This window comes from Nocardia canadensis, assembly GCF_032656385.1.
Classification (GTDB): Bacteria; Actinomycetota; Actinomycetes; order Mycobacteriales; family Mycobacteriaceae; genus Nocardia; species Nocardia canadensis.
This window is the reverse complement of record NZ_JAVCWB010000001.1, coordinates 403,194-423,635: the sequence shown is the minus strand read 5'-3', so window position 1 is coordinate 423,635 and position 20,442 is coordinate 403,194. Positions and strand designations below refer to the sequence as shown.

The 20,442-nt window shown below is 69.6% G+C and carries 22 protein-coding genes; 14 read left to right on the top strand and 8 right to left on the bottom strand.

From position 1 onward, the window contains the following. Positions 1-54: 54 nt before the first annotated feature. Positions 55-414 (bottom strand): rhodanese-like domain-containing protein, encoded by a 360-nt coding sequence (locus Q7X29_RS01905; RefSeq protein ID WP_218716131.1) that lies wholly within the window; start codon positions 412-414, stop codon positions 55-57. 368 nt (positions 415-782) lie between these two features. Here Q7X29_RS01905 and Q7X29_RS01900 point away from each other — a divergent pair, with 368 nt between their 5' ends. The 4 genes from Q7X29_RS01900 to Q7X29_RS01885 all read left to right on the top strand — a co-directional run bounded on the left by Q7X29_RS01900 (position 783) and on the right by Q7X29_RS01885 (position 3,935). Further along, positions 783-1,394, top strand: a complete 612-nt coding sequence (locus Q7X29_RS01900; RefSeq protein ID WP_218716130.1) for a hypothetical protein — start codon at positions 783-785, stop codon at positions 1,392-1,394. Positions 1,395-1,545: 151 nt separating this feature from the next. Next, positions 1,546-2,169 carry a superoxide dismutase gene (locus Q7X29_RS01895; protein WP_218716129.1) on the top strand — a complete coding sequence of 208 codons (624 nt, stop codon included), beginning with the start codon at positions 1,546-1,548 and terminating at the stop codon, positions 2,167-2,169. A gap of 165 nt (positions 2,170-2,334) precedes the next feature. Next, positions 2,335-2,862 (top strand): peptidase, encoded by a 528-nt coding sequence (locus Q7X29_RS01890; RefSeq protein WP_218716128.1) that lies wholly within the window; start codon positions 2,335-2,337, stop codon positions 2,860-2,862. A gap of 359 nt (positions 2,863-3,221) precedes the next feature. Further along, entirely contained in the window at positions 3,222-3,935 is a 714-nt protein-coding gene (locus Q7X29_RS01885; protein WP_218716127.1) for a TMEM165/GDT1 family protein, read from the top strand. Here the strand turns inward: Q7X29_RS01885 and Q7X29_RS01880 are convergent. Then, the gene (locus tag Q7X29_RS01880; RefSeq protein WP_218716126.1) at positions 3,911-4,555 is read right to left on the bottom strand and encodes a TetR/AcrR family transcriptional regulator; all 645 of its coding nucleotides are present in this window, start codon (positions 4,553-4,555) and stop codon (positions 3,911-3,913) included. The genes Q7X29_RS01885 and Q7X29_RS01880 overlap by 25 nt on opposite strands. A gap of 21 nt (positions 4,556-4,576) precedes the next feature. Continuing rightward, on the bottom strand, positions 4,577-5,455 hold the full coding sequence (locus tag Q7X29_RS01875) for an SDR family NAD(P)-dependent oxidoreductase (protein ID WP_218716125.1): 879 nt from the start codon (positions 5,453-5,455) through the stop codon (positions 4,577-4,579). Positions 5,456-5,608: 153 nt separating this feature from the next. Here Q7X29_RS01875 and Q7X29_RS01870 point away from each other — a divergent pair, with 153 nt between their 5' ends. Next, positions 5,609-6,376, top strand: a complete 768-nt coding sequence (locus tag Q7X29_RS01870) for an SDR family NAD(P)-dependent oxidoreductase (protein WP_218716139.1) — start codon at positions 5,609-5,611, stop codon at positions 6,374-6,376. 58 nt (positions 6,377-6,434) lie between these two features. On the opposite strand, the gene Q7X29_RS01865 is transcribed toward Q7X29_RS01870, so the two are convergent. From Q7X29_RS01865 to Q7X29_RS01850, 4 genes are all read right to left on the bottom strand, one after another. Next, on the bottom strand, positions 6,435-7,253 hold the full coding sequence (locus tag Q7X29_RS01865; RefSeq protein WP_255586681.1) for a class I SAM-dependent methyltransferase: 819 nt from the start codon (positions 7,251-7,253) through the stop codon (positions 6,435-6,437). Positions 7,254-7,321: 68 nt separating this feature from the next. After that, on the bottom strand, positions 7,322-7,774 hold the full coding sequence (locus Q7X29_RS01860; protein ID WP_218716124.1) for a GNAT family N-acetyltransferase: 453 nt from the start codon (positions 7,772-7,774) through the stop codon (positions 7,322-7,324). A 113-nt stretch (positions 7,775-7,887) separates the two neighbouring features. Further along, positions 7,888-9,846, bottom strand: coding sequence for a molecular chaperone HtpG (htpG, locus tag Q7X29_RS01855; RefSeq protein ID WP_218716123.1), 1,959 nt, complete (start codon positions 9,844-9,846; stop codon positions 7,888-7,890). A 13-nt stretch (positions 9,847-9,859) separates the two neighbouring features. Beyond that, a complete protein-coding gene (locus tag Q7X29_RS01850; RefSeq protein ID WP_218716137.1) occupies positions 9,860-11,455 on the bottom strand; it encodes a TM0106 family RecB-like putative nuclease in 1,596 nt (531 codons plus the stop codon). A 237-nt stretch (positions 11,456-11,692) separates the two neighbouring features. Between Q7X29_RS01850 and Q7X29_RS01845 the strand changes: the two genes are divergently transcribed. Genes Q7X29_RS01845 through rraA form a run of 7 tightly spaced genes read left to right on the top strand, consistent with a single transcriptional unit; the run spans position 11,693 to position 16,101 of the window. Beyond that, complete coding sequence (locus Q7X29_RS01845; protein WP_218716122.1) at positions 11,693-12,367, top strand: DUF6474 family protein; 675 nt, start codon at positions 11,693-11,695, stop codon at positions 12,365-12,367. Between the two features lie 7 nt (positions 12,368-12,374). Then, positions 12,375-12,899 (top strand): hypothetical protein, encoded by a 525-nt coding sequence (locus Q7X29_RS01840; protein ID WP_316573114.1) that lies wholly within the window; start codon positions 12,375-12,377, stop codon positions 12,897-12,899. Between the two features lie 41 nt (positions 12,900-12,940). After that, positions 12,941-13,591 carry a YcnI family copper-binding membrane protein gene (locus tag Q7X29_RS01835; RefSeq protein ID WP_316573113.1) on the top strand — a complete coding sequence of 217 codons (651 nt, stop codon included), beginning with the start codon at positions 12,941-12,943 and terminating at the stop codon, positions 13,589-13,591. After that, positions 13,591-14,160 (top strand): copper resistance CopC family protein, encoded by a 570-nt coding sequence (locus tag Q7X29_RS01830; RefSeq protein ID WP_316573112.1) that lies wholly within the window; start codon positions 13,591-13,593, stop codon positions 14,158-14,160. The genes Q7X29_RS01835 and Q7X29_RS01830 overlap by 1 nt, the downstream gene beginning before the upstream one ends. A gap of 5 nt (positions 14,161-14,165) precedes the next feature. Further along, positions 14,166-15,110 carry a CopD family protein gene (locus Q7X29_RS01825; RefSeq protein ID WP_316573111.1) on the top strand — a complete coding sequence of 315 codons (945 nt, stop codon included), beginning with the start codon at positions 14,166-14,168 and terminating at the stop codon, positions 15,108-15,110. A 36-nt stretch (positions 15,111-15,146) separates the two neighbouring features. Then, positions 15,147-15,602 (top strand): SRPBCC family protein, encoded by a 456-nt coding sequence (locus Q7X29_RS01820; RefSeq protein ID WP_218716114.1) that lies wholly within the window; start codon positions 15,147-15,149, stop codon positions 15,600-15,602. Between the two features lie 13 nt (positions 15,603-15,615). Further along, positions 15,616-16,101, top strand: a complete 486-nt coding sequence (gene rraA / locus Q7X29_RS01815; protein ID WP_316573110.1) for a ribonuclease E activity regulator RraA — start codon at positions 15,616-15,618, stop codon at positions 16,099-16,101. A 175-nt stretch (positions 16,102-16,276) separates the two neighbouring features. On the opposite strand, the gene Q7X29_RS01810 is transcribed toward rraA, so the two are convergent. Next, a complete protein-coding gene (locus Q7X29_RS01810; RefSeq protein ID WP_218716112.1) occupies positions 16,277-16,498 on the bottom strand; it encodes an RNA-binding S4 domain-containing protein in 222 nt (73 codons plus the stop codon). A gap of 121 nt (positions 16,499-16,619) precedes the next feature. Here Q7X29_RS01810 and lysX point away from each other — a divergent pair, with 121 nt between their 5' ends. Both lysX and Q7X29_RS01800 read left to right on the top strand, forming a co-directional pair. Continuing rightward, positions 16,620-19,937 (top strand): bifunctional lysylphosphatidylglycerol synthetase/lysine--tRNA ligase LysX, encoded by a 3,318-nt coding sequence (gene lysX, locus Q7X29_RS01805; protein WP_316573109.1) that lies wholly within the window; start codon positions 16,620-16,622, stop codon positions 19,935-19,937. A 167-nt stretch (positions 19,938-20,104) separates the two neighbouring features. Then, positions 20,105-20,416 carry a hypothetical protein gene (locus Q7X29_RS01800; protein ID WP_255586676.1) on the top strand — a complete coding sequence of 104 codons (312 nt, stop codon included), beginning with the start codon at positions 20,105-20,107 and terminating at the stop codon, positions 20,414-20,416. Positions 20,417-20,442: the final 26 nt, after the last annotated feature.

Here is a 20,442-nt window from a genome sequence, read left to right as displayed (position 1 = left end):
CCACAGCGTGCACATGGTTGCACCACCGAACTCACCCGCGCACCCCGTTCCGGATTAGTAGATCTTGGCTTCGTGCTCGCCGTCGGCGACCACCGGACGGCCGGTCTGCTGCCAGGCCACCATCCCACCCGCGACGTTCACCGCCTCGTACCCGATGTGGGCCAGATACTTGACGACCTCGATCGAACGCCCGCCCTGCCTGCACACCACGTACACCTCGGCGTCGATGTCGATCTCGTCGAGCCGGGCCGGCACGTCGACCATCGGGATGTGGATCGCGCCGGGCGCGTGCCCGAGCTCCCACTCGTCGGGTTCGCGCACGTCGAGCAGCTGGGCGCCGGGGGCCGGTTCGGCGTGGTCGAACGCGGCGGGTACCGCACCCACCGGCACCGTGGGCACATCGGAGCTCGTCACGCCTCGATCCTGCCATGCCGGAAGCGACGCCGGGCGGGGCAATGCGCGGTCTGGGGATGGATCCCGGTTATCCACAGAATCCACAACTTGATCCACAGGTCTCAGCTATCGGTCAGCACACAATCATGAGGCGGTGGCTATCAACCGAGGTGACATGGCGCGAAGTCAGCGGCGGAACGGCCGATCCGGGACTCCCCTCCATGTCATCCCGGAGCGGCCGTTCGCCGCTGACGTCGGGATTCCGACCTCCCATCGGTCCCGACATCTACTTGGACGCGAGCCGGGCCGATTCGGTTCCATAAAAACGACATCAGTAGAGAAAATCCTAAATCCTGGGATCCGGGCGGGCCGATCGGTAGCCTGAGCGCATGAACGTGAGCAGGGGGCTACTCGACAGTTTCGACATCAACGGCCTGAATACCGCTTTGTCCGAATCAACCTGTCTCGGAGTAGAGGTGGACGCCGCCGCGGGGCGGCTGCAGCTCGCTCTCGAGGTGCTGACGCTACCCGCCGACGGCGAGACGCCGATCGACACCAAAGTCCTGCTCACCTTCACGGGGGTCACCCGGGTGGCCGCGTCCCTGCGCATCCAGCGCTGGGACGACATCGACGCCCGCGTCCTCCCCCTCACCCTCGAGCAGCTCGACGAGGCCATCGAGAGTTTCGGTGGCGGCGGGCTGCACGGCTGGGAATTCATCGACCTCGACGACAGCGGCTGGACCCTGTGGAGCGAGTTGCTCAGCTTCGACACCGTGCTCGACAACCGGATCGCGGCGCACGTCATCGAGTTCTCCCAAGAAGAGGGCATCGACCCGCGCGAACTCGACGTCCGCGTCTGGTTCGACCGGATCACCGTGACCGACCCGGCGGGCCGGGAGATCCCGATGGCCGATTTCATCGCGGGCGGCAAGCGCTGGTGGGCCGCCCACGATTCCGGCGATCTGCGGGCCTCCAAGGCCGACGTCGCACCGCCGCTGTAGGTACCGCCCGCGGACACCTGGGTTTCCTCCGGCGTGATTCGAAGGGAATGCGGGGCCGACCGTCCGGGGTTGCATCGAGCGGGTGTACGAATGATGGTTGGTGTGCTCGTCCGAATGGGCGCACACAGCCCGACATACGGAAAGGGACATCGTGGCCGTCTACACGCTGCCGGAACTGGACTACGACTTCGGCGCACTGGAGCCGCACATCTCCGGTCAGATCAACGAGATCCACTACACCAAGCACCACGCCGCCTACGTCGCCGGCGCCAACAAGGCGCTGGAGCAGCTCGAAGAGGCCCGCGAGAACGGCGACCTGGCGAACATCCTCCTGCTGGAGAAGAACCTCGCGTTCCACCTGGGTGGTCACTACAACCACTCCGTCTGGTGGAAGAACCTCTCCCCCAACGGTGGCGACCAGCCCGACGGTGACCTCGCCGCCGCGATCGCCGACCAGTTCGGTTCGTTCGACAAGTTCCGCGCGCAGTTCACCGCTGCCGCGAACGGCCTGCAGGGCTCCGGCTGGGCCGTCCTGGGTTACGACACCCTGGGCCAGAAGCTGCTGACCTTCCAGCTGTACGACCAGCAGGCCAACGTGCCGACCGGCATCATCCCGCTGCTGCAGGTCGACATGTGGGAGCACGCCTTCTACCTGCAGTACAAGAACGTCAAGGCCGACTACGTGACCGCGTTCTGGAACGTCGTCAACTGGGCCGACGTGCAGGACCGCTTCGCCCGCGCGGTGTCGCAGGGCAAGGGCCTGATCTTCGGCTAGTCCGGCCCGCGTTCTCGCTTTCGCGAAAGACCTCCAGCGTCCGCTGGGGGTCTTTTGCGTTCTTTGCCCTGTTCCTGGCACTCAGTGGTACTTGTGTGCCAGATGGGTTTCGGGCTATTCCTGACGTACCGGGCAGCGCAGCCCCCGGAAAATCGGGAGGCCATCATGACGACACAGGGTCCGATCGGGATCACGCCCTTCCAGGCGCGCGGTCATCTGCAGGGATTCGTGGTTTCGGGCCGCTGGCCGGACACCACCAAGGAATGGGCGCAGGTCCTGGTGCTCGCCGTGCGGGTGGCCTCGATGCCCGGCCTGTTGACGACCTCGACCGTGTTCGGGGTGCGCGAGGAACTGCCCGACGACCCGGAACCGGGCACGGTCGGGCTGGTGCTGGCCGAGGGGCCGGTGCTAGGCGAGGAGGCGATCGAGCCGGGCCGGTTCGCGGCGCACGTGCCGCCCGCGTTGCTGATGCTGCATCCGCCGTCGGAGACCCGGCCGTCGCTGCCCGAGTGCACCGGCGCCGCCTCGGGCTGCGTGCTGCTGCCCGGCGTGCCGCATCTGGGTCTCGAGCATCGCGCGGCCTGGGCCGAGGCCGAGCTGGACGGCACGGTCACCTCGCTGGTGAGCCGGGTCGGGATGGATCTGATCAGCGATCCCGACACCGCCGTCCTGGCAATGCTGCTGGCGGCCTGAGGCTTTCGCGACACCGGCCCGGCGAATACCCGGCAACGGGCATCCGCGACGCCGAAATCAGGGATACCGAACTATTCGGGCCGCGCAGCCAAACTTATTGCGGCCATAGCGATTTCGCTAACAATGAGTTGGCATACCACCAGCTATCGCGCTAGGGTGGACACCAGCGAAGGGGAGTAGCCCGCAATCGCGCAGTCGACATACTGATCGGCGCCACATTCGGCGCGGTCCGGCTGCGTGAACCGGTCACCACCGGTGGGCGAGACCTTCGGCCACGAACCGATCCGTCGACCGGTGTGGCTGGAGGCGCACCCGTTTCTTCAGCCGCAGGCCGGAGTACCACCCTGGGAGCTGAATTCATGATCGCCACGATCCTGCTGAGCTTCGGCGTGCTCTTCCTCGCCGAGCTGGGCGACAAATCGCAGCTGATGGCGCTCACCTTCTCGCTGCGTTATCGCTGGTGGGTGGTGCTGTCGGGGATCACCGTGGCCAGCGTCGCCGTCAATCTCATCGCCGCCGGCGTCGGCCATTTCCTCGGTACCGCGCTGCCCGCGAACGCGATCGCCGTCGTCACCGCGCTCACGCTGCTGGTCGTCGGCCTGTGGACGCTGCGCGACGCCCTCGGCTCCGCCGACGAGACCGATGACGCTCCCCCGCCCAGCACCCGCAACGCCTTCCTGGTCGTCATCTCCGCCTTCATGCTCGCCGAGCTCGGCGACCGCACCATGTTCGCCGCCGCCGCGCTGGCCTCCAAGAACGGCTGGCTCGCGGTGTGGATCGGCTCGACCCTCGGCATGGTCGCCGCGGGCGCCCTCGCGATCCTGGTCGGCAAGCTCGCGGGCAAGCACCTCCCCGAGCGTGGCATCGCGTTCGCCTCCGGCCTGCTGTTCCTGTTCTTCGCCGCCAAGACGATCCTCGACGCGTTCGTGCCCGGCCTGGGCGGCTGGGGTTCGACGGGGTCGGCCCTGGCCGTCCCGGTCGTGGTCGGCCTGGGGATCGGCGCCTGGCGGTTCACCCGGACCGGCAGGGCCGCCGCGCCTGCCGAGGATCAGCCGGCGAACGCGTTGCCGTAGACGACGCCGGAGCGGCGGGCCAGGTCGATCAGGGGTTCCTTGAGAGCGCGCAGGCCCACCAGGTCGTCGGCGGCGATCTTGCCGGTGACCATCGCGCCGATGGCGGCGGCCAGCGTGGCGCAGGCGAACTGCTGCTCGTCGGTCTGGGCGCCGAGCATGGCGGCGACGACCGCGACGAAGCGGCTCTGGAGTTCCATCCGCGCCCGCACCGCCGACGGGCCGACCGCGTACACCTCCATCAGGAACAGCCTGGCCGAAGCCGGGTCGTCGATCATGTGGTCGAAGTAGGCGGTGAGGATGGCGTCCATCCTGGTGAACGCGTCGGCCTCGGCGGTCTCGGCGATGACCTCCTGGAGTCGCCCGGCCAGCAGGCCGGAGACCCGGTCGAAGGCCGCGGCGAAGCAGTCCTCCTTGGAGCGGAACAGCTCGTAGAACGTCTCCCGCGAGACCCCGGCCCGTTTGAGCACCGCCGCCACCGGCGTGCCGACGTAGCCGCCCTCGGTCATCGCCTCCCCCATCGCGACGAGGATGCGTTCCCGCTGGGAGGCGACCACTTCTTCGCGCGAGAGGTGGTGCCGTCCGCGCGGGAGTTGGCGCAGGGTGGATGCCGAATCGCTCATCGTCGAACTCCGTGCTCGAGGTCAGGCTTGCCGTTCCATTCTGCGTGGTCGGGCAGGCTGGGTGGTGGTGAAGGGGGCGTCCTCGGTGCGCGCGATCTCGATGGCGCGAGCGACTCGGTTGCCGAGCAACCGCTGCACCAGCTGCTGAGCCAAGGGTCGCACCGGCAGCACGAGCGATACCCACCAGGGTGAGACGACGCTCTTGCGCCTGCGCGCGATCGCCCGGACCAACGCGTCCACCGCGGGACCGATCGGCGAGGTGCCGGTCAGGCTGAGCTCGCGCAGGCCGGTGTGCGCCGCCGCGGTGCCGAAGCCGCGCCGGGTCATCTCGGTATCGATCTCGGCGAAGTAGCTGACGCCCACGCGCGCGCCGGTCGGACGCAACTCGCAGCGCAGCGTGCCCGCCAGCGATTCGACCGCCGCCGCCGAGGCGCTGTAGGCGCCGGCCAGCGGCAACTGCACCGCCGTGGAGATCGACGACATCATCAGCACGTAGCCGCCAGGACGGGCCAGGTGGGGACCGGCGGCCTGCACGGCGTACGCGACGCCGAGCACGTTGACGGCGAGGGTCTCCTCCAGCACGCTCGGATCGCCGCCGATCATCGGCATCTGCTTGGCGATCCCGGCGTTGGCGACGAGCACGTCGAGCCCGCCGAGTTCGCCGACCAGCGCCTCGACCACGCGCTCGACCTGGGCCCGGTCGGCGACGTCGCAGTAGCGCCACGGCGCGTCGCCGCATTCGGCGGCCACCTCCGCCAGCAGTTCCGGTTCCAGTCCGAGCAGAGCGACGTGGGCGCCCTGGGCGGCGAGTTTGCGGGCGAGTGCGGCCCCGATACCGCGCGCTGCCCCGGTGATCAGGACCTTGCGTCCGGCCACCGTCGGAGCGGCGAACGATCTCATGAACGCACGTTACCACCGGAAAACAGCCCTGTTCGCTGGTATTTTCGCAGCTGATCCGGCAGCGTCGGTGGGCGTGATGGGCACCTCACCGGAAACCCGCTAGGGTGCCAATTGACGAAGTGCCAACTAGTAGTCATGAACGAGAGGACCATCGTGGAGATTTCGGGTTCCGCCGCCATCGTCACCGGAGGCGCATCCGGCCTCGGTGCCGCCACCGCCAAGCGTCTCGCCGACGCGGGCGCCACCGTCTTCGGCCTCGACGTCCCGGCGTCGATCGAGCGCGCGGGCGACAACGTCCCCGCCGGTGTCACCCTGATCGCGGCCGACGTCACCAGCGGCGACGAGGTGGCCGCCGCGATCGCCCAGATCACCGAGGGCCCCGCCCCGCTGCGCATCGTGGTCAACTGCGCCGGTGTCGGCTGGGCCGGTCGCATCCTGTCCAAGAACGGCCCGCACGATCTGGAGCTGTTCCGCACCGTCATCACCGTGAACCTGCTCGGCACGTTCAACGTGATGCGCCTGGCCGCCGACGCCATCGCCAAGACCGAGCCGGTCGACGAGTACGGCCAGCGCGGCGTGGTCATCAACACCGCGTCGGTCGCCGCGTTCGAGGGCCAGATCGGCCAGATCGCCTACTCCGCGTCCAAGGGCGGCGTGCACGGCATGACCGTCCCCGCCGCGCGTGACCTGGCCCAGTTCGGCATCCGCGTCAACACCATCGCCCCCGGCATCATCGACACCCCGATGCTGGCCGGTGTCACCGAGGAGTACCGCAAGGGCCTCGAGGCCGGCGTCCCGTTCCCGTCGCGTCTCGGCCGCCCCGACGAGTACGCCCAGCTCGTCGAGTACATCGCGAGCCACGACTACCTCAACGGCGAGACCATCCGCATGGACGGCGCCCTGCGCATGGCCCCGCGCTAGGCACTACGCGCTGTGGAACGACTGCCCGTCGCCGGTTTCGGCGGCGGGCAGTCGTCGTTCAGGCCGGGGGGACGGTGCCGATGCCGAACAGGGCCGTGGTGGACAGCGCGGTGTTCGCGCGGTAGGTGACCGTGAGGTGCTCGACGGCCGCGTCCGTGCGGCGCTGCCATTCCGCCTCGCCCACTTCGTGTCTGAGCGTGGTCAGCGGGGCGCTGCTGCGAGTCATGGTGTCCCACAGCGCAGCCGCGTTCGGGAAGCTCACCTCGACCGTGTGCGGGCGGATCGTCACCGCGTCGAAGCCGGCCGCGCGCATCTCGGCCGCGAAGACGGCGGGGTTCTCCAGGCCGCGCGAGTTGGGCTGCGGTAGCGCGGCGTTCGGGTCGCCCGCGCTCAGCGCGCCGAACAGCGCGCGCATGAGCGAGGAGTCGACCGCGGGCGCCCAGGCCGAGACAACGGCGGTGGCGCCAGGACGCAGGACCCGGCGCAATTCGGCGAAGCCCTGGGGCCGGTCGGCGAAGAACATGAGGCCGAACAGCGAGAATCCGGCGTGGAAGCGGCCGTCCGGGTACGGCAGGTCCTGGCCGTCGCCGACCTGGGCGGTGATCGTGGTGCGCCCGGCGCGTTCGGCGGCCGCGGTGAGCTGTTCGATCATCGGCGCCGAGACGTCGATCGCGTCGACACGCGCCCCTGCGGCCGCGGCCGCGAGACTGAGCAGTCCCGTTCCCGCCGCGACATCGACGACAATGGAATCCGGTTCGAGAGTGACGAATTCGAGCGCGCGCTCGGCGAACGGACCGAGCACGGTCGCCGCCGCCGCGGCATAACCCTCGGCCACCAGATCCCACGGCTGTGCCGTGACCGACGTCCCCTCCGACATGTGCGACCGTTCCTCTCACTCCGCGATCGATGCCCGGACCAAGATTACGGTTCGGTGGCCGTGTGGTGTCAGAGAGTTCGTTCGAAGGTGATCAGGGCGTGGCCGGGGCCGTTGTAGTCCGGCACCGGGCCGGTGACGGTGAACCCGAGGCTGCGGTGGAAATCGATCGAGGTGAAGTTGGCCGGAGAAGTGATGGCGGTGACCACTTTTCGGCCATCGGCCCTGGCCAGCTCGAAGAATTCGTCGTAGAGGGTGCGGCCGAGGCCGACCTTGCGGGCGTCGGGGCGGACGCCGACGAAATGGATGTAGGCGGCGTCGGGGTCGGACGGGGAGCCGAAACCGATGAGGAAGCCGGAGATTCCGTCGTCGTCGGTCGCCACCAGGCTGGTGCGGTGGAAGTGGTCGAGGAACAACCTCGGCAGGCTGGGCACCACGGTCCGGCCCCACCAGTGGTCGACCACCCCGATCAGGCCGTCGTAGTCACCGGGCCGCGCCCGGCGGATCAGATGCCCCGCCGCCATCTCTCCATAGTGCGGCCTGCGGGGCTGGTCGGCACCCGTATTCCGCACAGCGAATCCAGCTCTTGCCGCAGGGCGCGATGGCCGCCTCGGGCGAAGCGGCCATCGCGGGGACCTCAGACGGTGCGGGTCAGCCGGTCGGTGAGCAGCTGGGCGAAGCGCGCCGGATCCTTGAGCTCGCCGCCCTCGGCGAGAACCGCGGTGCCGTAGAGCAGTTCGGCGGTCTCGGCGAGCTCGGGAACCTTGCCCTCGTCGGCATCGGACTTGCGCGCGTCGTAGGCGTCGCGCAGGCCGGTGACCAGCGGATGGGTCGGGTTGAGCTCGAGGATGCGCTTGGATTCCGGCAGCGCCTGGCCCGAGGCGCGGTACATGCGCTCGAGCATCGGGGTGAAGTCGAAGACGTCACCGACCAGGCAGGCCGGGGAGGTGGTGAGCCGGTTGGTCAGGCGCACCTCCTTGGCGACCTCGTCGAGGGTCTTGCCGAGCCAGCCGAGCAGATCGGCGAAGTCCTTGTCCTGCTGCTCGCGCAGGGCTTCGGTCTCCTTCTTCTCGTCCTCGGTCTCCAGGTCGACCTCGCCCTTGGCGATGGACTGGAACTTCTTGCCGTCGAACTCCGGCACCGAACCGACCCACATCTCGTCGACGGGGTCGGTCAGGATCAGCACCTCGCGGCCCTTGGCCTTGAACGCCTCCAGATGCGGCGAGTTCTCCACCTGCGCACGGCTTTCGCCGGTCATGTAGTAGATCGCGTCCTGGCCCTCCGGCATCCGCTCCACGTACTGCTTCAGCGTGGTGAGCTCGGACTCCGAGGCGGTCGAGGCGAAAGACGACACGGTGAGCAGGGTTTCGCGGTTGTCGGTGTCGGAGAGCAAGCCCTCCTTGAGCACCCGGCCGAACTGGGTCCAGAAGGTCTGGTACTTCGTCTGATCCTCGGCGCCCTGCAGGTCCTTGACCGTCGACAGCACCTTCTTGACCAGCCGCTTGCGGATCATCTGGATCTGGCGGTCCTGCTGGAGGATCTCGCGCGAGACGTTGAGCGAGAGGTCCTGCGCGTCCACCACACCCTTGACGAAGCGCAGGTACTCCGGCATCAGCTCTTCGCAGTTGTCCATGATGAACACCCGGCGCACGTAGAGCTGCACGCCGCGCTTGTGCTCGCGGGTGAACAGGTCGAACGGCGCGGTCGACGGGATGAACAGCAGCGCCTGGTATTCGAAGGTGCCCTCGGCCTTCATCGGGATGATCTCGAGCGGCTCGTCCCAGGCGTGGCTGACGTGGTGGTAGAACTCCTTGTACTCCTCGTCGGAGACCTCGCTGCGCGGGCGTGTCCACAGCGCCTTCTGCGAGTTGAGGGTCTGGTCCTCGACGATGGTCTTCTCGACCTTGTCCTCGCCCTCGCCCTCCATCACGGTGCGCTCGACCTGCATGCGGATCGGCCAGGCGATGAAATCGGAGTACTTGCGGACGATCTCGCGCAGCTTCCATTCCTGCGTGTAATCGAAGAGGTGATCGTCCTCGTCGGCGGGCTTGAGCTCGAGGGTGACCGCCGTGCCCTGCGGGGCGTCGGCGACGGTGTCGATCTCGTAGGTGGAGCTACCCGCGGCGGCGCTCCAGCGGGTGCCCTCGGCCTCGCCCGCCTTGCGGGTGGTCAGGGTGACCCGGTCGGCGACCATGAAGGTGGAGTAGAAGCCGATGCCGAACTGGCCGATCAGCTCCTCGGCGGCGGCATCGGACTTGGCCTCGGTGAGCTTGCGGCGCAGCTCGGCGGTGCCGGACTTGGCGAGAGTGCCGATCAGATCGATCACCTCGGCACGGGACATGCCGATGCCGTTGTCCCGGACGGTCAGGATGCGCTTGTCGGCGTCGACCTCCAGCTCGATGTGCAGGTCGGAGGTGTCGGCGACGAGGTCCTTGTCCTGGAACGTGGCCAGCTTCAGCTTGTCCAGTGCGTCGGAAGCGTTCGAGATCAGCTCCCGCAGGAACGTGTCTTTGTTGGAGTAGACCGAGTGGATCATCAGCTCCAGGAGCTGGTGGGTTTCGGCCTGGAACTCGAGGGTTTCGACGTGCTCTGTCACGCCCCCGATCGTATTACCGTCCGAAGTCGGCCAGGGAGGGAACCTCGTCGACGGCCCGTTGCGTCATCCAGTCGCGCAGCACCTGGGTGGCCCGCACGTCGTCCTCGTTGTATTCGAACAGGCGCGTGCGCTGGGACAGGTCCGATTCCGCGTCGTAGCCGACGGCCCGGCGGTACCAGCCCATCGACGCCTCGCCGCCGGCCTCCGGGTCGCGCCAGCCGAAGCCGGCGACCGGGGCGATCTTCTTCAAACCCTTGCCGTTGGGGCAGATGAACTGGTCGGTGACGGCCTGGAACATGTCGACCCACTCGGGCGAATCGACGAACGCGCGCACCTGCTCGTGCGTCGGCACGCCCGGCCTGCCCGCGAACCGGCGGGCCGACTCGTAGAGCCATTTGTCCTCGGCGGTGCGCGAGTAGCAGTAGGCGGCAAAGGTTTTGCCCGCGGCGTGCGCCTCGGCGCGTACCGCCATGAGCCAGGTCCAGAACTCGCCGAAGGAGCGGCCCTCGTCCTCGGTGGGCAGCGGGTCCCAGGTGACGAACGGCCGGTAGACGCCGTCGAGCAGGGTGCCCCACAGGTAGGCGCCGTCCTCCTGGTAGCTCTCCAGGTCGACGTCGACCTCCACGTCGGCGCGGCGCACGCTCACCGTGTCGAAGCGGCGCACCAGCGGCGCGCCCTCGATCCAGGCGCGGGCGGTGACCACGGTCTCGGAGAACGGGCCGTGCTGCCAGTCCTCCGGGTCCTCGCCTTCCCAGGCGGCCAGCTCGTCGACGGTCTGCACGCCGTGCACTCGCAGCACGTCGGCCCGGGAGCCGGGCGCCACCAGGCTGACGTCGCGCATCAGCGCCAGCTGACCCTCGCAGCTGGGCTCGCTGCCCGCGCCGCGCACCCACCACGGGCACTGCCTGCACTCGGGCACCTTCGACGGCTGGGTCGGCAGTTCGCCGCGCACCACCGCGATGCGGTCGCCGTAACGCTGGTCGTAGTCGGCAAGGACGTTGGTCAGGTCGTGCACGAGGATGCGGTCGAGGGCCAGGCCGATGGCACCGCCGAGCAGGGCGGGGCTGGCCATGCCGTGCCGCTGCAGCATCCGGTACAGGTGCGCGAGGCGCTGCTGGTCGCGCGGCTGCGGACGCAGTTTCACGTGCTTGTCGCGGCGGGGCTGCCAGCGGAACAGGTCCGAGGTCAGCGGGTGGAAATCGGCCGGATCGGGCCTGCGCGGGTCGGTGACCTTGTGGTTGACCACGATGATCGGGATGTAGCCGCCACGGTCGTCGTCGCGGAGCAGGAACTCGGCGCCGCCACGACGGCCGGTATCGGGTTCCTGCGGCAGCAGCCCGCCCCAGATGCGCGCGGCGCCCGCCGCCATCGCGGCCATCGTCGCCGCGGCCTTCTCCCCCGCGCGCAGCTGCGGCTCGATCACCACCCAGTCGGCGGGTGCGGCGGCCACCAGCTCGTCGCGGACCTTGAGACGGTGCGCGGCGGCGGCCTCCCGGCGCTGCTGAACGCCCGGATCCTCCCTGACCTCGGCGATGGTCCCCGGATGCTCGGCATCCAGGCGCAGGCGGTGCCTGCACCCGATCAGCGAGCGCGCGTCCAGGAAGGCGATCCGGGACTCGGCGAGCCCGGTATCGGTACCTCGATCGAGCGCAGCGGAAGCGGGGGCCGGGCGATGCACCGGCCCGCCGTCGAAGTCGTCCTCGGCTGCACGCACGCAAGCAGTATGGTCCCTCCCCCCGACACAATGCCCAATCGCTACCCTCATCCCACTACGCTACGAAGTACGGCAGGCCGCTACCCCGGCACTGCCTCATGACTTGGCGAGCATGACGGAGGGCCTGATCTCATGGGGTTGTTCAGCAAGCGCAAGCGGCGCCCGAGCCGACGCGCTGAGGCGAAGGCGCTCAAGCACAAAGCCGCCGTGGAGGCGAAGCTGAGCGCCAAGAACGAGCGCAAGGCCGCCAAGGCGAGCGAACGCACCACCCGGCGCGCGGCCAAGGCACAGGCCAAGACCGAGGCCAAGGTGGCCAAGGCGCAGATCGCTACCCTGCAGGCCGAGGAGAAGGCCGCCCAGAAGCTGGCGGCCAAGGCCGACCGCGAACTGTTCAGCGCGAGCCAGATCCGCAAGTACATCGGCGTCGCCCGGGTGCTGGTCCCGGTGCTCGCGCCGCTGGCCTACCGCGGCGCCACCTACGTGCGTGGCCAGCTCGACGCCCGCAAGGCACAGCAGCTCGGCATCGGGCTCGATCAGCTGGGCGAGTTCAGCGGTCACGGCGCGCGCCTGCAGGCCCGCATCACCAATACCGAGAGCGCGCTCGACAAGGTCGCCGCCGACGCCCCCGGCGACGCCGACACCAAGAAGTTCGTCGAGGCCGCCCGGTCCCGGCTGACCGACCTGACCGTCGCGGTGAACACCGCCGAGCAGATGCCCGCCGCGCGCCGCAAGGCCGTGCACGCGTCCATCTCGGCCGAACTGGGCGTGCTGGAGACCGACGCGCTCGCCCGGCTCGGCGTGCGCTGATCCCGTCGTGACCACGCCGCAGCTCACCGCCCGCCTGCGCGGGGGTGGCTGCGGCGTACTCGTCGGCGCGCTGGCCGTCGCCGCGCACGGCGGTGCGGGCGGTGGCGTGCCGCACTCGGCCGATATCGCCCTGCTGCTGCTGGTTTCGCTCGGCGCTGGCATCGTCGCGGGCGGATCGCGCGTGCGATCCGGTGGCGCGCCGCTGCTGCGAGCCGGTGCGGTGCTGCTCGGTGGGCAATGGGCCGGGCACTCCGCGTTGTCGGCGTCGCTCGCGCACCACGACGAGCTGTTCCACCTGCCCAGCGCGCCGATGGTGGCCGCGCACACCGTCGCGGCGTTCGCCTGCGCCGCACTGATTCTCGTCGCCGAGCGGCTCTATCTCGTCGCGTCCAGCGTGGTCAGGGCCGTGCTCACGGCGCCGTCGACCGCGATCGTCCAGCGCGCGCCGCGCTGGCGCGGCCTGGCGTTCGCCGGGCCGGGCCGCCCCACGCGGGGCACGCGATGTCCGCGCGCGCCGCCGCTGTCCGCCTGATTCGTCACGACATCAGCATCTCTTCGGACAGAAGGCTTTCCATGCACAACTTCATCACCCGTAGCACCGGGACCGCCGCCGTCGCGGCCGGTCTGGTGCTCGCCGCCTGCGGCTCGGCGGCCGCGCACGTGACCGTCGACGCGCCGGGCGCCGCCCAGGGCAAGTACACCGTCGCCACCTTCAAGGTGCCGACCGAATCCGAGACCGCGGCCACCACCGCGCTGCGCGTCACCGTGCCGAACTTGAAAAGCGTGCGCACCGAGCCGATGCCGGGCTGGACAGCCAAGGTCGAGCGCAACGACAAGGGCGAGGCCGTCGCCGTCGCCTGGACCGCCGACCCGGGCAACCCGGGCGTCGGCCCCGGCCAGTTCCAGCGCTTCGTGCTCTCGCTGGGCCCGCTGCCCGCGCAGGACACGGTGAACTTCCCCGCCACCCAGACCTACAGCGACGGCAAGGTCGTCGCCTGGGATCAGCCGAGCACCGGCGGTGCCGAGCCCGAGCATCCGGCACCGTCGATCACGCTGGGCGCCGACGGCGGTGACGCGGGCGGCGACCACAGGGTCGCTTCCGGTGAGACCAGCGTCGCGGAGACCGACACGGTGGCGCGCTGGCTCGGCGGCATCGGGCTGGCCCTCGGCCTGTTCGCGGCCGCGCTCGGCCTCGGCCTCGTCTTCCGTTCGCGGCGGTCGTGATGCGGGCCGATCATCTCGTCGCCGATATCAACCGATCCGCGCGGCTGCGCATCGGACGCCGGGTGCTCGCGGTGCTGATCGCCGGCCTGTTCGCCGCGATGTTCGCGGCGGGCACGGCGAGCGCGCACTCCGGTGCCGTGAGCAGCGTGCCCGAGGACGGCTCGACCGTCGAGGCCGGGCCCCCGCGCGCCAGCATCACCTTCAACGAGGAACTGCAGCAGAACTTTCCGTCGCTGACCGTGGTCGGCCCGGACGGTCGCCTGTGGTCGAAGGGCAAGGCGCTCGTCGAGGGCCGCACCGTCAGTGTGGAACTGGGCGAGCTCGGGCCGGTCGGCGAATACACCCTCGCGTTCCGGGTCACCTCTGCCGACGGGCACCCTGTCAGCGGGACCCGGCATTTCACGCTGAGCAAGGCGGGTACCGGCACGCCGGGACCCAAGCCGGGTGCGGACACGGCCGACAGCGGCGACTCCGACGGCGGCGTGCCGGTGTGGGTGTTCATCGCCGGTGGCGTGGTGCTGTTCGGCGCGGGCCTCGCGGTCGCGCTGCTGTCCGGCCGCAAGAAGTAGCCAGCATGACGACCGGTCGCCGGGTACCCGCGACGACGCTGCGGCAGTGGCGGGTCCTGGTGCCGGTCGTGGTGGCCGCCGTGGCCGGGGTGGCGCTGGCCTGGCTGCTGCGCCGCGGCGGCGGTTTCCCCTGGTCGGCGGGCGCGCGGGTGCTCGCCGACGGCGCGGGCGCGGTGGTGCTCGGGCTGGCGGCCCTGCCCCGGCTCGACGACCGGCTGCGGGTGGCCTGGCGGCCGCTGGCCGCGCTGGCCGGCGTCTGGTTCGCGGCCGAATTCGCCGTGCTGGTGGCCGAGGCCGCCGAGGTGGTCGGCGTGCCCGTGACCCGGCTCGGCGCGGGTGAGTTCGGCACCTTCCTCACCAACCTCAGCGGCGGGCAGATCGGCATCGCGATCCTGTTCTGCACCGGCGCCGTCGCCTGCTACGCGGCACTGGCCTTCCGCAGGCCCGACGCGGCGTCGGCCGATCTGGTGCTGGTGTTCGCCGCGGTCGCGCTGGCCCTGCGCCCGATCACCGGCCACATGTCCCAGCAGATGTTCGGTTCGGTGCTGGCCGCGATCCACGCGCTGGCCGCGGCATGCTGGCTCGGGCTGCTGCTGGCGATGGCGGTGGTGCTGCGCACCCGCGGCGGCTGGGCGAGGACGCTGCCACGCTATTCGGCGCTGGCCGCACCCCTGGTGCTGGCGGTGGCCGCCACCGGGACGATCGACGGACTCGTCCGTATCGGCGGCATCGAACCGCTGTGGTCGACCGGCTACGGGCGGATCCTGCTGGCGAAGTTCGCCGTCCTCTGCGCGCTGACCGGCCTGGGCTGGTGGTGGCGGCGCAGCTGGGTGCGCCGGGCCGCCGACCACCGGGTCACCGCCGAGATCTCCCTGCGCAACGCCGCCATCGAGGTCACCGCGATGGGCCTGGCGTTCGGCCTGGCCGCGACCCTGGCCGTCACCGCGTAGCCCGATCGGTCGCGGCGGACCATTAAAGTGGCCGCTATGACCGAAGTGAGGATCGTCGAAGACTGTGCCGCGTCCGCCGAGACGGCGTTCGACTACGTCAACGACTACCGCAACCTGCCGCATTTCCTGTACGGCATCGAATCCTTCGTCCCGGTCACCGACCAGACCGACGGGCTCGGCGCGACCTTCGACGGCCACATGAAGCTCGGCCCCGCGTCGCTCAAGTCCCGGGTCGAGGTCGTGAAGTGGGAGAAGGGCCGCGTGATCGGCATCAAGTCGATCAAGGGATTCGAGATCATCTCGACATTCCACTTCTATCCCAAGGGCGACGCGCTGTGCACCGTCGACGCGACCATCGAGTACTTCGTGCCCGGCGGTCTCGCGGGCAAGATGCTGGGCAAGACGATCGAGCCGTTCGTCAAGATCGCGGTGAAGCACACCACAGACAGCCTGGTCAGGGAGATCGCCAAGGCGCATGTCGAGGGCGCCTGACAGAATGCAGGCCATGACCGAATCAGCGAATGTTGTGGCCACCGCCGATCTGGCCGACGAGATCGGCCCCGAGATCCGCAGTTGTGACACCCAGTTCATCCAGTTCGGTGGCCGGGCCGCGTTCGCCGGACGGATCACCACGATCCGGTGCTTCCAGGACAATCTGCTGGTCAAGCAGACCCTGGGCGAGCCGGGCGAGGGCAAGGTCCTCGTGGTCGACGGCGGCGCCAGCGTGCACACCGCGCTCGTGGGCGACATCATCGCCGGCCGTGGCGTCGACAACGGCTGGGCCGGCGTGATCGTCAACGGCGCCGTGCGCGACTCGGCGATCCTGCGCACCCTCGACATCGGCGTGAAGGCGCTGGGCACCAACCCGCGCAAGAGCACCCAGACCGGCAGCGGCGAGAAGGACGTGACCGTCGAGTTCGGCGGCATCACCTTCGTGCCCGGCGAGATGCTCTACAGCGACCACGACGGCGTCGTGGTCCGCGCGGAGTAGTTGGAGCGCTGGCGCGCTCGAGGTCGCGGCCCCTTGGTCCCGCCGGTCAGGCACCGTTGCTTGCTCCTGCGTCGCTTGCGCAACGGCGCCTGACCGGCGGGACGGCCGCGACGGCCGACTGCGTCGGCCTGCCCCTCCTCGGGGTCGGGGCGTGCGGGGAGGTTGGGTAGAACGGTCAGTTCCCCGATACCCGCACCTTGTGGCCCGCCAGCACGACGACGTCGCCGACCTGCAGTTGCCTGCCGCGGCGCAGCTCCACCTCATCGTTGACCCGGACCAGGCCCTGGGCGATCACCGTCTTGGCCTCGGAGCCCGAATCGATCAGGTTGGCCAGTTTCAGGAATTGCCCGAGCTTGATGACCTCGTCATCGATCGGCACATCGACTGGTTCCGACATGCGCTAATACTTACCCTCCGGCGAAAATCCGGTCGCCACCGGCCCCACTACCGGCGCGCGTGACGAACACGCCGCAGCGTCCGCCACACCGATCCGGCCCGGATGCACGCACACTGGATCGGTGACCACCACGCAGGCCGAGCAACACCCCATCGTCGAGGCACCGCAGAGCCGCGCCACCGTTCCGCACCGTGGGCACGGCAGGCTGGCCGAGGTACCGCACATCACCGGGCTCGTCCTGGGCGTCTTCGCGGTGCTGCTGTTCTTGTGGAGTCTCTCGCCCGCCCTGCGCTATCTGACGCAGGTGCCGCGGCACTACGTGGACGTGTACTACTTCGACGCTCCCGACACCAGCCTGGTGTGGGCGGTGGTGGTCGGCCTGCTGGCCGGGGCGATCGCGAGCCGCAAGCGCGTCGCGTGGTGGCTGCTGGTGGTGTACCTGCTGCTCTACGCGGTGTCCAACATCGCGGACTTCGTCGTCGACGACGACATCGACGCGCTGGTGGCCTGCATCGTGCACGTCGTCGTCATCGGGATCCTGATCGCGGCGCGCAACGAGTTCTATACCCGGGTCCGGCCGGGGGCGCTGTGGAAGGCGATCGGCGTGCTGGTGGCCGGGCTGGCGCTGGGCTGCCTGATCGGCTGGGGGCTGGTGGAACTCGCGCCCGGCACCCTTCCCGAGGGGGTGCAGCGCCCGCTGTGGGCGGTCTACCGGGTGACCGCGGCGGTGCTGGTGAACAACGAGCATTTCGACGGGCACCCGCGTCCGTGGGTCAACTTCCTGCTCGGCCTGTTCGGCGCGATCGCCCTGCTCACCGCCGTGGTGGTGCTGCTGCGCTCACGCCGCGCCGACAACGCGATGACCGCCTTGGACGAGTCGGCCATCCGCGGGCTGCTCGCGGCGGGCGACGTCGAGGACTCGCTGGGCTACTTCGCCACCCGCCGGGACAAGGCGGTGGTGTTCGCGCCCAACGGCAAGGCCGCCATCACCTATCGCGTCGAGCTGGGCGTGAGCCTGGCCAGCGGCGATCCGATCGGACCGAAACAGGCCTGGCCGCAGGCCATCCGGGCCTGGCTCGAGGAGGCCGACCGGTTCGGCTGGGCGCCCGCGGTGATGGGCGCCAGCGAGATCGGCGCCACCGCCTACCGCAATGCCGGGCTCGCGGCACTGCGCCTCGGCGACGAGGCGATCCTCGACACCCGCACCTTCTCGCTGGCCGGGCCCGAGATGAAGCAGGTCCGCCAGGCCGCGAACCGGCTGCGCAAGAACGGTCTCGGGGTGCGGGTGCGCAGGCACCGCGACATCCCCGCCGCCGAGTTCGCCGACATCGTCGCCCGCGCCGACGCCTGGCGCGACACCGAGACCGAGCGCGGCTTCTCGATGGCGCTGGGCCGTCTCGGCGACCCGCTAGACGGCGACTGCCTGCTGGTCGAGGCGGTCGACCACGACGACCGGGTGCACGCCATGCTCTCGTTCGTCCCGTGGGGCCGCACCGGTGTCTCGCTGGAACTCATGCGCCGCGACCCGCAGAGCCCCAACGGCGTGATGGAGCTGATGATCTCCCAGCTCGCGCTGAACTCCGACCAGTACGGGATCACCAAGATCTCGCTGAACTTCGCGGTGTTCCGTTCGGTGTTCGAGGAGGGCGGCCGGATCGGGGCGGGCCCGATCCTGCGCGCGTGGCGCGGTGTGCTGCTGTTCTTCTCGCGCTGGTGGCAGCTCGAGGCGCTGTATCGGTCGAACGTGAAGTACCACCCGCGCTGGGTGCCGCGTTTCTTCCTGTACGAGGAGCGCAGGCAGTTGCCCCGGGTGGCCACGGCCAGCGGCCTGGCCGAGGGCTTCCTGCCGCGCATCGGCAAGGAACCCGACGCGGCCGTGCACACCGGGACGCACACGGCGGTGCCGGCGAGCGTCACCGGGCTGCACGCCGACGGCAGCGCGCCGGACGCGCCGGCGGGCGAGGACGCCGACCAGGGCCCACGCAGGCCCGAGCAGGTCCGCGTCCGGATGAACAAGCTGGACCGGCTCACCGCCGCCGGCGTCGACTCCTACCCGGTGGCCTATCCCCCGACGCACACCATCGCCGACGCCCGCGCCTGCCCCAAGGGCACGACGGTGCGGGTGGCGGGCAGGCTGCTGCGCATCCGCGACTACGGCGGGGTGATCTTCGCGGTGGTCCGCGACTGGACCGACGAGATCCAGCTCGTCATCGACCGGGAGCGGGTCGGCGCCGACCGCAGCGCCGAGTTCACCGAGTTCTTCGACCTGGGCGATCTCATCGAGGTGAGCGGACAGCTCGGCACCAGCCGCAGCGGCGAGCTCTCGCTGCTCGCCCAGGACTGGCGGATGAACGGCAAGTGCCTGCACCCGCTGCCCGACAAGTGGCGCGGCCTGGCCGATTCCGAGGCCAAGGTCCGGCAGCGCTACGTCGACATGGCGATCAATCCGGAGACCCGCGAGGTGATGGCCAAGCGCAGCGCGGTGCTGCATTCGCTGCGCGACTCGCTGTTCAACTGGGGCTTCCTCGAGGTCGAGACACCGATCCTGCAGCAGGTGCACGGCGGCGCCAACGCGACCCCGTTCCGCACCCACATCAACGCCTACGACCTCGACCTGTACCTGCGCATCGCGCCCGAGCTGTACCTCAAGCGGCTGTGTGTCGGTGGGATGGAGAAGGTCTTCGAACTCGGCCGCACCTTCCGCAACGAAGGCGTCGACTTCAGCCACAATCCCGAGTTCACGATCCTGGAAGCCTATGAGGCGCACAGTGATTACCTGCGGATGATGCAGCTGTGCCGCCGGTTGATCCAGGACGCGGCGATGGCGGCCAACGGCGCCGAGGTGGCGCTGCGACCGAACGACGACGGGGGATTCGACGCCGTCGACATCTCCGGCGAGTGGCGGGTGAAGACGGTGCACAGCGCGGTCTCGGAGGCCATCGGCACCGAGATCACCACCCGCACCGAACTCAGCCGCCTGCGCGAGCTGTGCGACGAGGCGGGCATCGCCTACCAGCACGGCTGGGACGCGGGCCAGGTGGTGCTGGAGATGTACGAGCACCTGGTGGAATCGCAGACCACCTACCCCACCTTCTACCTCGACTTCCCCACCTCGGTCTCCCCGCTGACCCGCTCGCACCGCAGTATCGACGGCGTCACCGAGCGCTGGGACCTGGTCGCCTGGGGCGTCGAATTGGGCACCGCCTACAGCGAACTCACCGACCCGGTCGAGCAGCGGCGCAGGCTCACCGAACAGTCGATGCTGGCGGCGGGCGGCGATCCGGAGGCGATGGAACTCGACGAGGACTTCCTGCAGGCGCTCGAACACGCGATGCCGCCCACCGGCGGTCTCGGCATGGGCGTGGACCGGGTCGTCATGCTGATCACCGGACGCAGCATCCGGGAAACGCTGCCGTTCCCGTTGGTGAAACCGCGCTGATTCGGGGTACACCGTTACTCGTGTAAACGAATCGTGGCCGCGCCGCGATCAACAACTGCTCCGGGACGCCGCGAGGCTTTCGCACCGAAAGCCACACCAACGGCGCTAGTCTCGGAGTTCCGGCACCGGGAGGATGCCGGGCCAACGACACCTCGGGATGGGACTACATGTATCTGGATCTGCTGACCACGGCCGCCCTCGTCGACCCGCACCTGCTCACGAGCAGCTTCGACACCCTGGCGAGCTCGGACACGGTCAACACCGCGCTGGAGCTGGCGGCCAAGAAGAAAAAGAAGAGCAGCTCCGGCCTGATCATCGGCGGCATCTGCTGCCTGCTCGTCGTCGTGCTCATCATCGGCGGCATCTACCTGCTCAAGAACAAGAAGAAGGACAACGGTCAGCCGCCCGCCCAGCCGCCCTACGGCGGTCCCCAGGGTGGTCAGCCGCCGTACGGTCAGCCGCCCTACGGCCAGCCCTGACCTGATCGAGGGACTCGCGGCGATAT

What these genes read in the sequence shown, in the direction of transcription:
- Q7X29_RS01885 (WP_218716127.1), top strand. Translation starts at nt 3,222, where the DNA reads ATGATCGCCACGATCCTGCTGAGCTTCGGCGTGCTCTTCCTCGCCGAG.
- Q7X29_RS01880 (WP_218716126.1), bottom strand. Translation starts at nt 4,555, where the DNA reads ATGAGCGATTCGGCATCCACCCTGCGCCAACTCCCGCGCGGACGGCAC.
- Q7X29_RS01830 (WP_316573112.1), top strand. Translation starts at nt 13,591, where the DNA reads ATGCGGGCCGATCATCTCGTCGCCGATATCAACCGATCCGCGCGGCTG.
- rraA (WP_316573110.1), top strand. Translation starts at nt 15,616, where the DNA reads ATGACCGAATCAGCGAATGTTGTGGCCACCGCCGATCTGGCCGACGAG.
- Q7X29_RS01835 (WP_316573113.1), top strand. Translation starts at nt 12,941, where the DNA reads ATGCACAACTTCATCACCCGTAGCACCGGGACCGCCGCCGTCGCGGCC.
- Q7X29_RS01800 (WP_255586676.1), top strand. Translation starts at nt 20,105, where the DNA reads ATGTATCTGGATCTGCTGACCACGGCCGCCCTCGTCGACCCGCACCTG.
- Q7X29_RS01875 (WP_218716125.1), bottom strand. Translation starts at nt 5,455, where the DNA reads ATGAGATCGTTCGCCGCTCCGACGGTGGCCGGACGCAAGGTCCTGATC.
- Q7X29_RS01820 (WP_218716114.1), top strand. Translation starts at nt 15,147, where the DNA reads ATGACCGAAGTGAGGATCGTCGAAGACTGTGCCGCGTCCGCCGAGACG.
- Q7X29_RS01825 (WP_316573111.1), top strand. Translation starts at nt 14,166, where the DNA reads ATGACGACCGGTCGCCGGGTACCCGCGACGACGCTGCGGCAGTGGCGG.
- Q7X29_RS01810 (WP_218716112.1), bottom strand. Translation starts at nt 16,498, where the DNA reads ATGTCGGAACCAGTCGATGTGCCGATCGATGACGAGGTCATCAAGCTC.
- Q7X29_RS01845 (WP_218716122.1), top strand. Translation starts at nt 11,693, where the DNA reads ATGGGGTTGTTCAGCAAGCGCAAGCGGCGCCCGAGCCGACGCGCTGAG.
- Q7X29_RS01890 (WP_218716128.1), top strand. Translation starts at nt 2,335, where the DNA reads ATGACGACACAGGGTCCGATCGGGATCACGCCCTTCCAGGCGCGCGGT.
- Q7X29_RS01900 (WP_218716130.1), top strand. Translation starts at nt 783, where the DNA reads ATGAACGTGAGCAGGGGGCTACTCGACAGTTTCGACATCAACGGCCTG.
- Q7X29_RS01860 (WP_218716124.1), bottom strand. Translation starts at nt 7,774, where the DNA reads ATGGCGGCGGGGCATCTGATCCGCCGGGCGCGGCCCGGTGACTACGAC.
- Q7X29_RS01865 (WP_255586681.1), bottom strand. Translation starts at nt 7,253, where the DNA reads ATGTCGGAGGGGACGTCGGTCACGGCACAGCCGTGGGATCTGGTGGCC.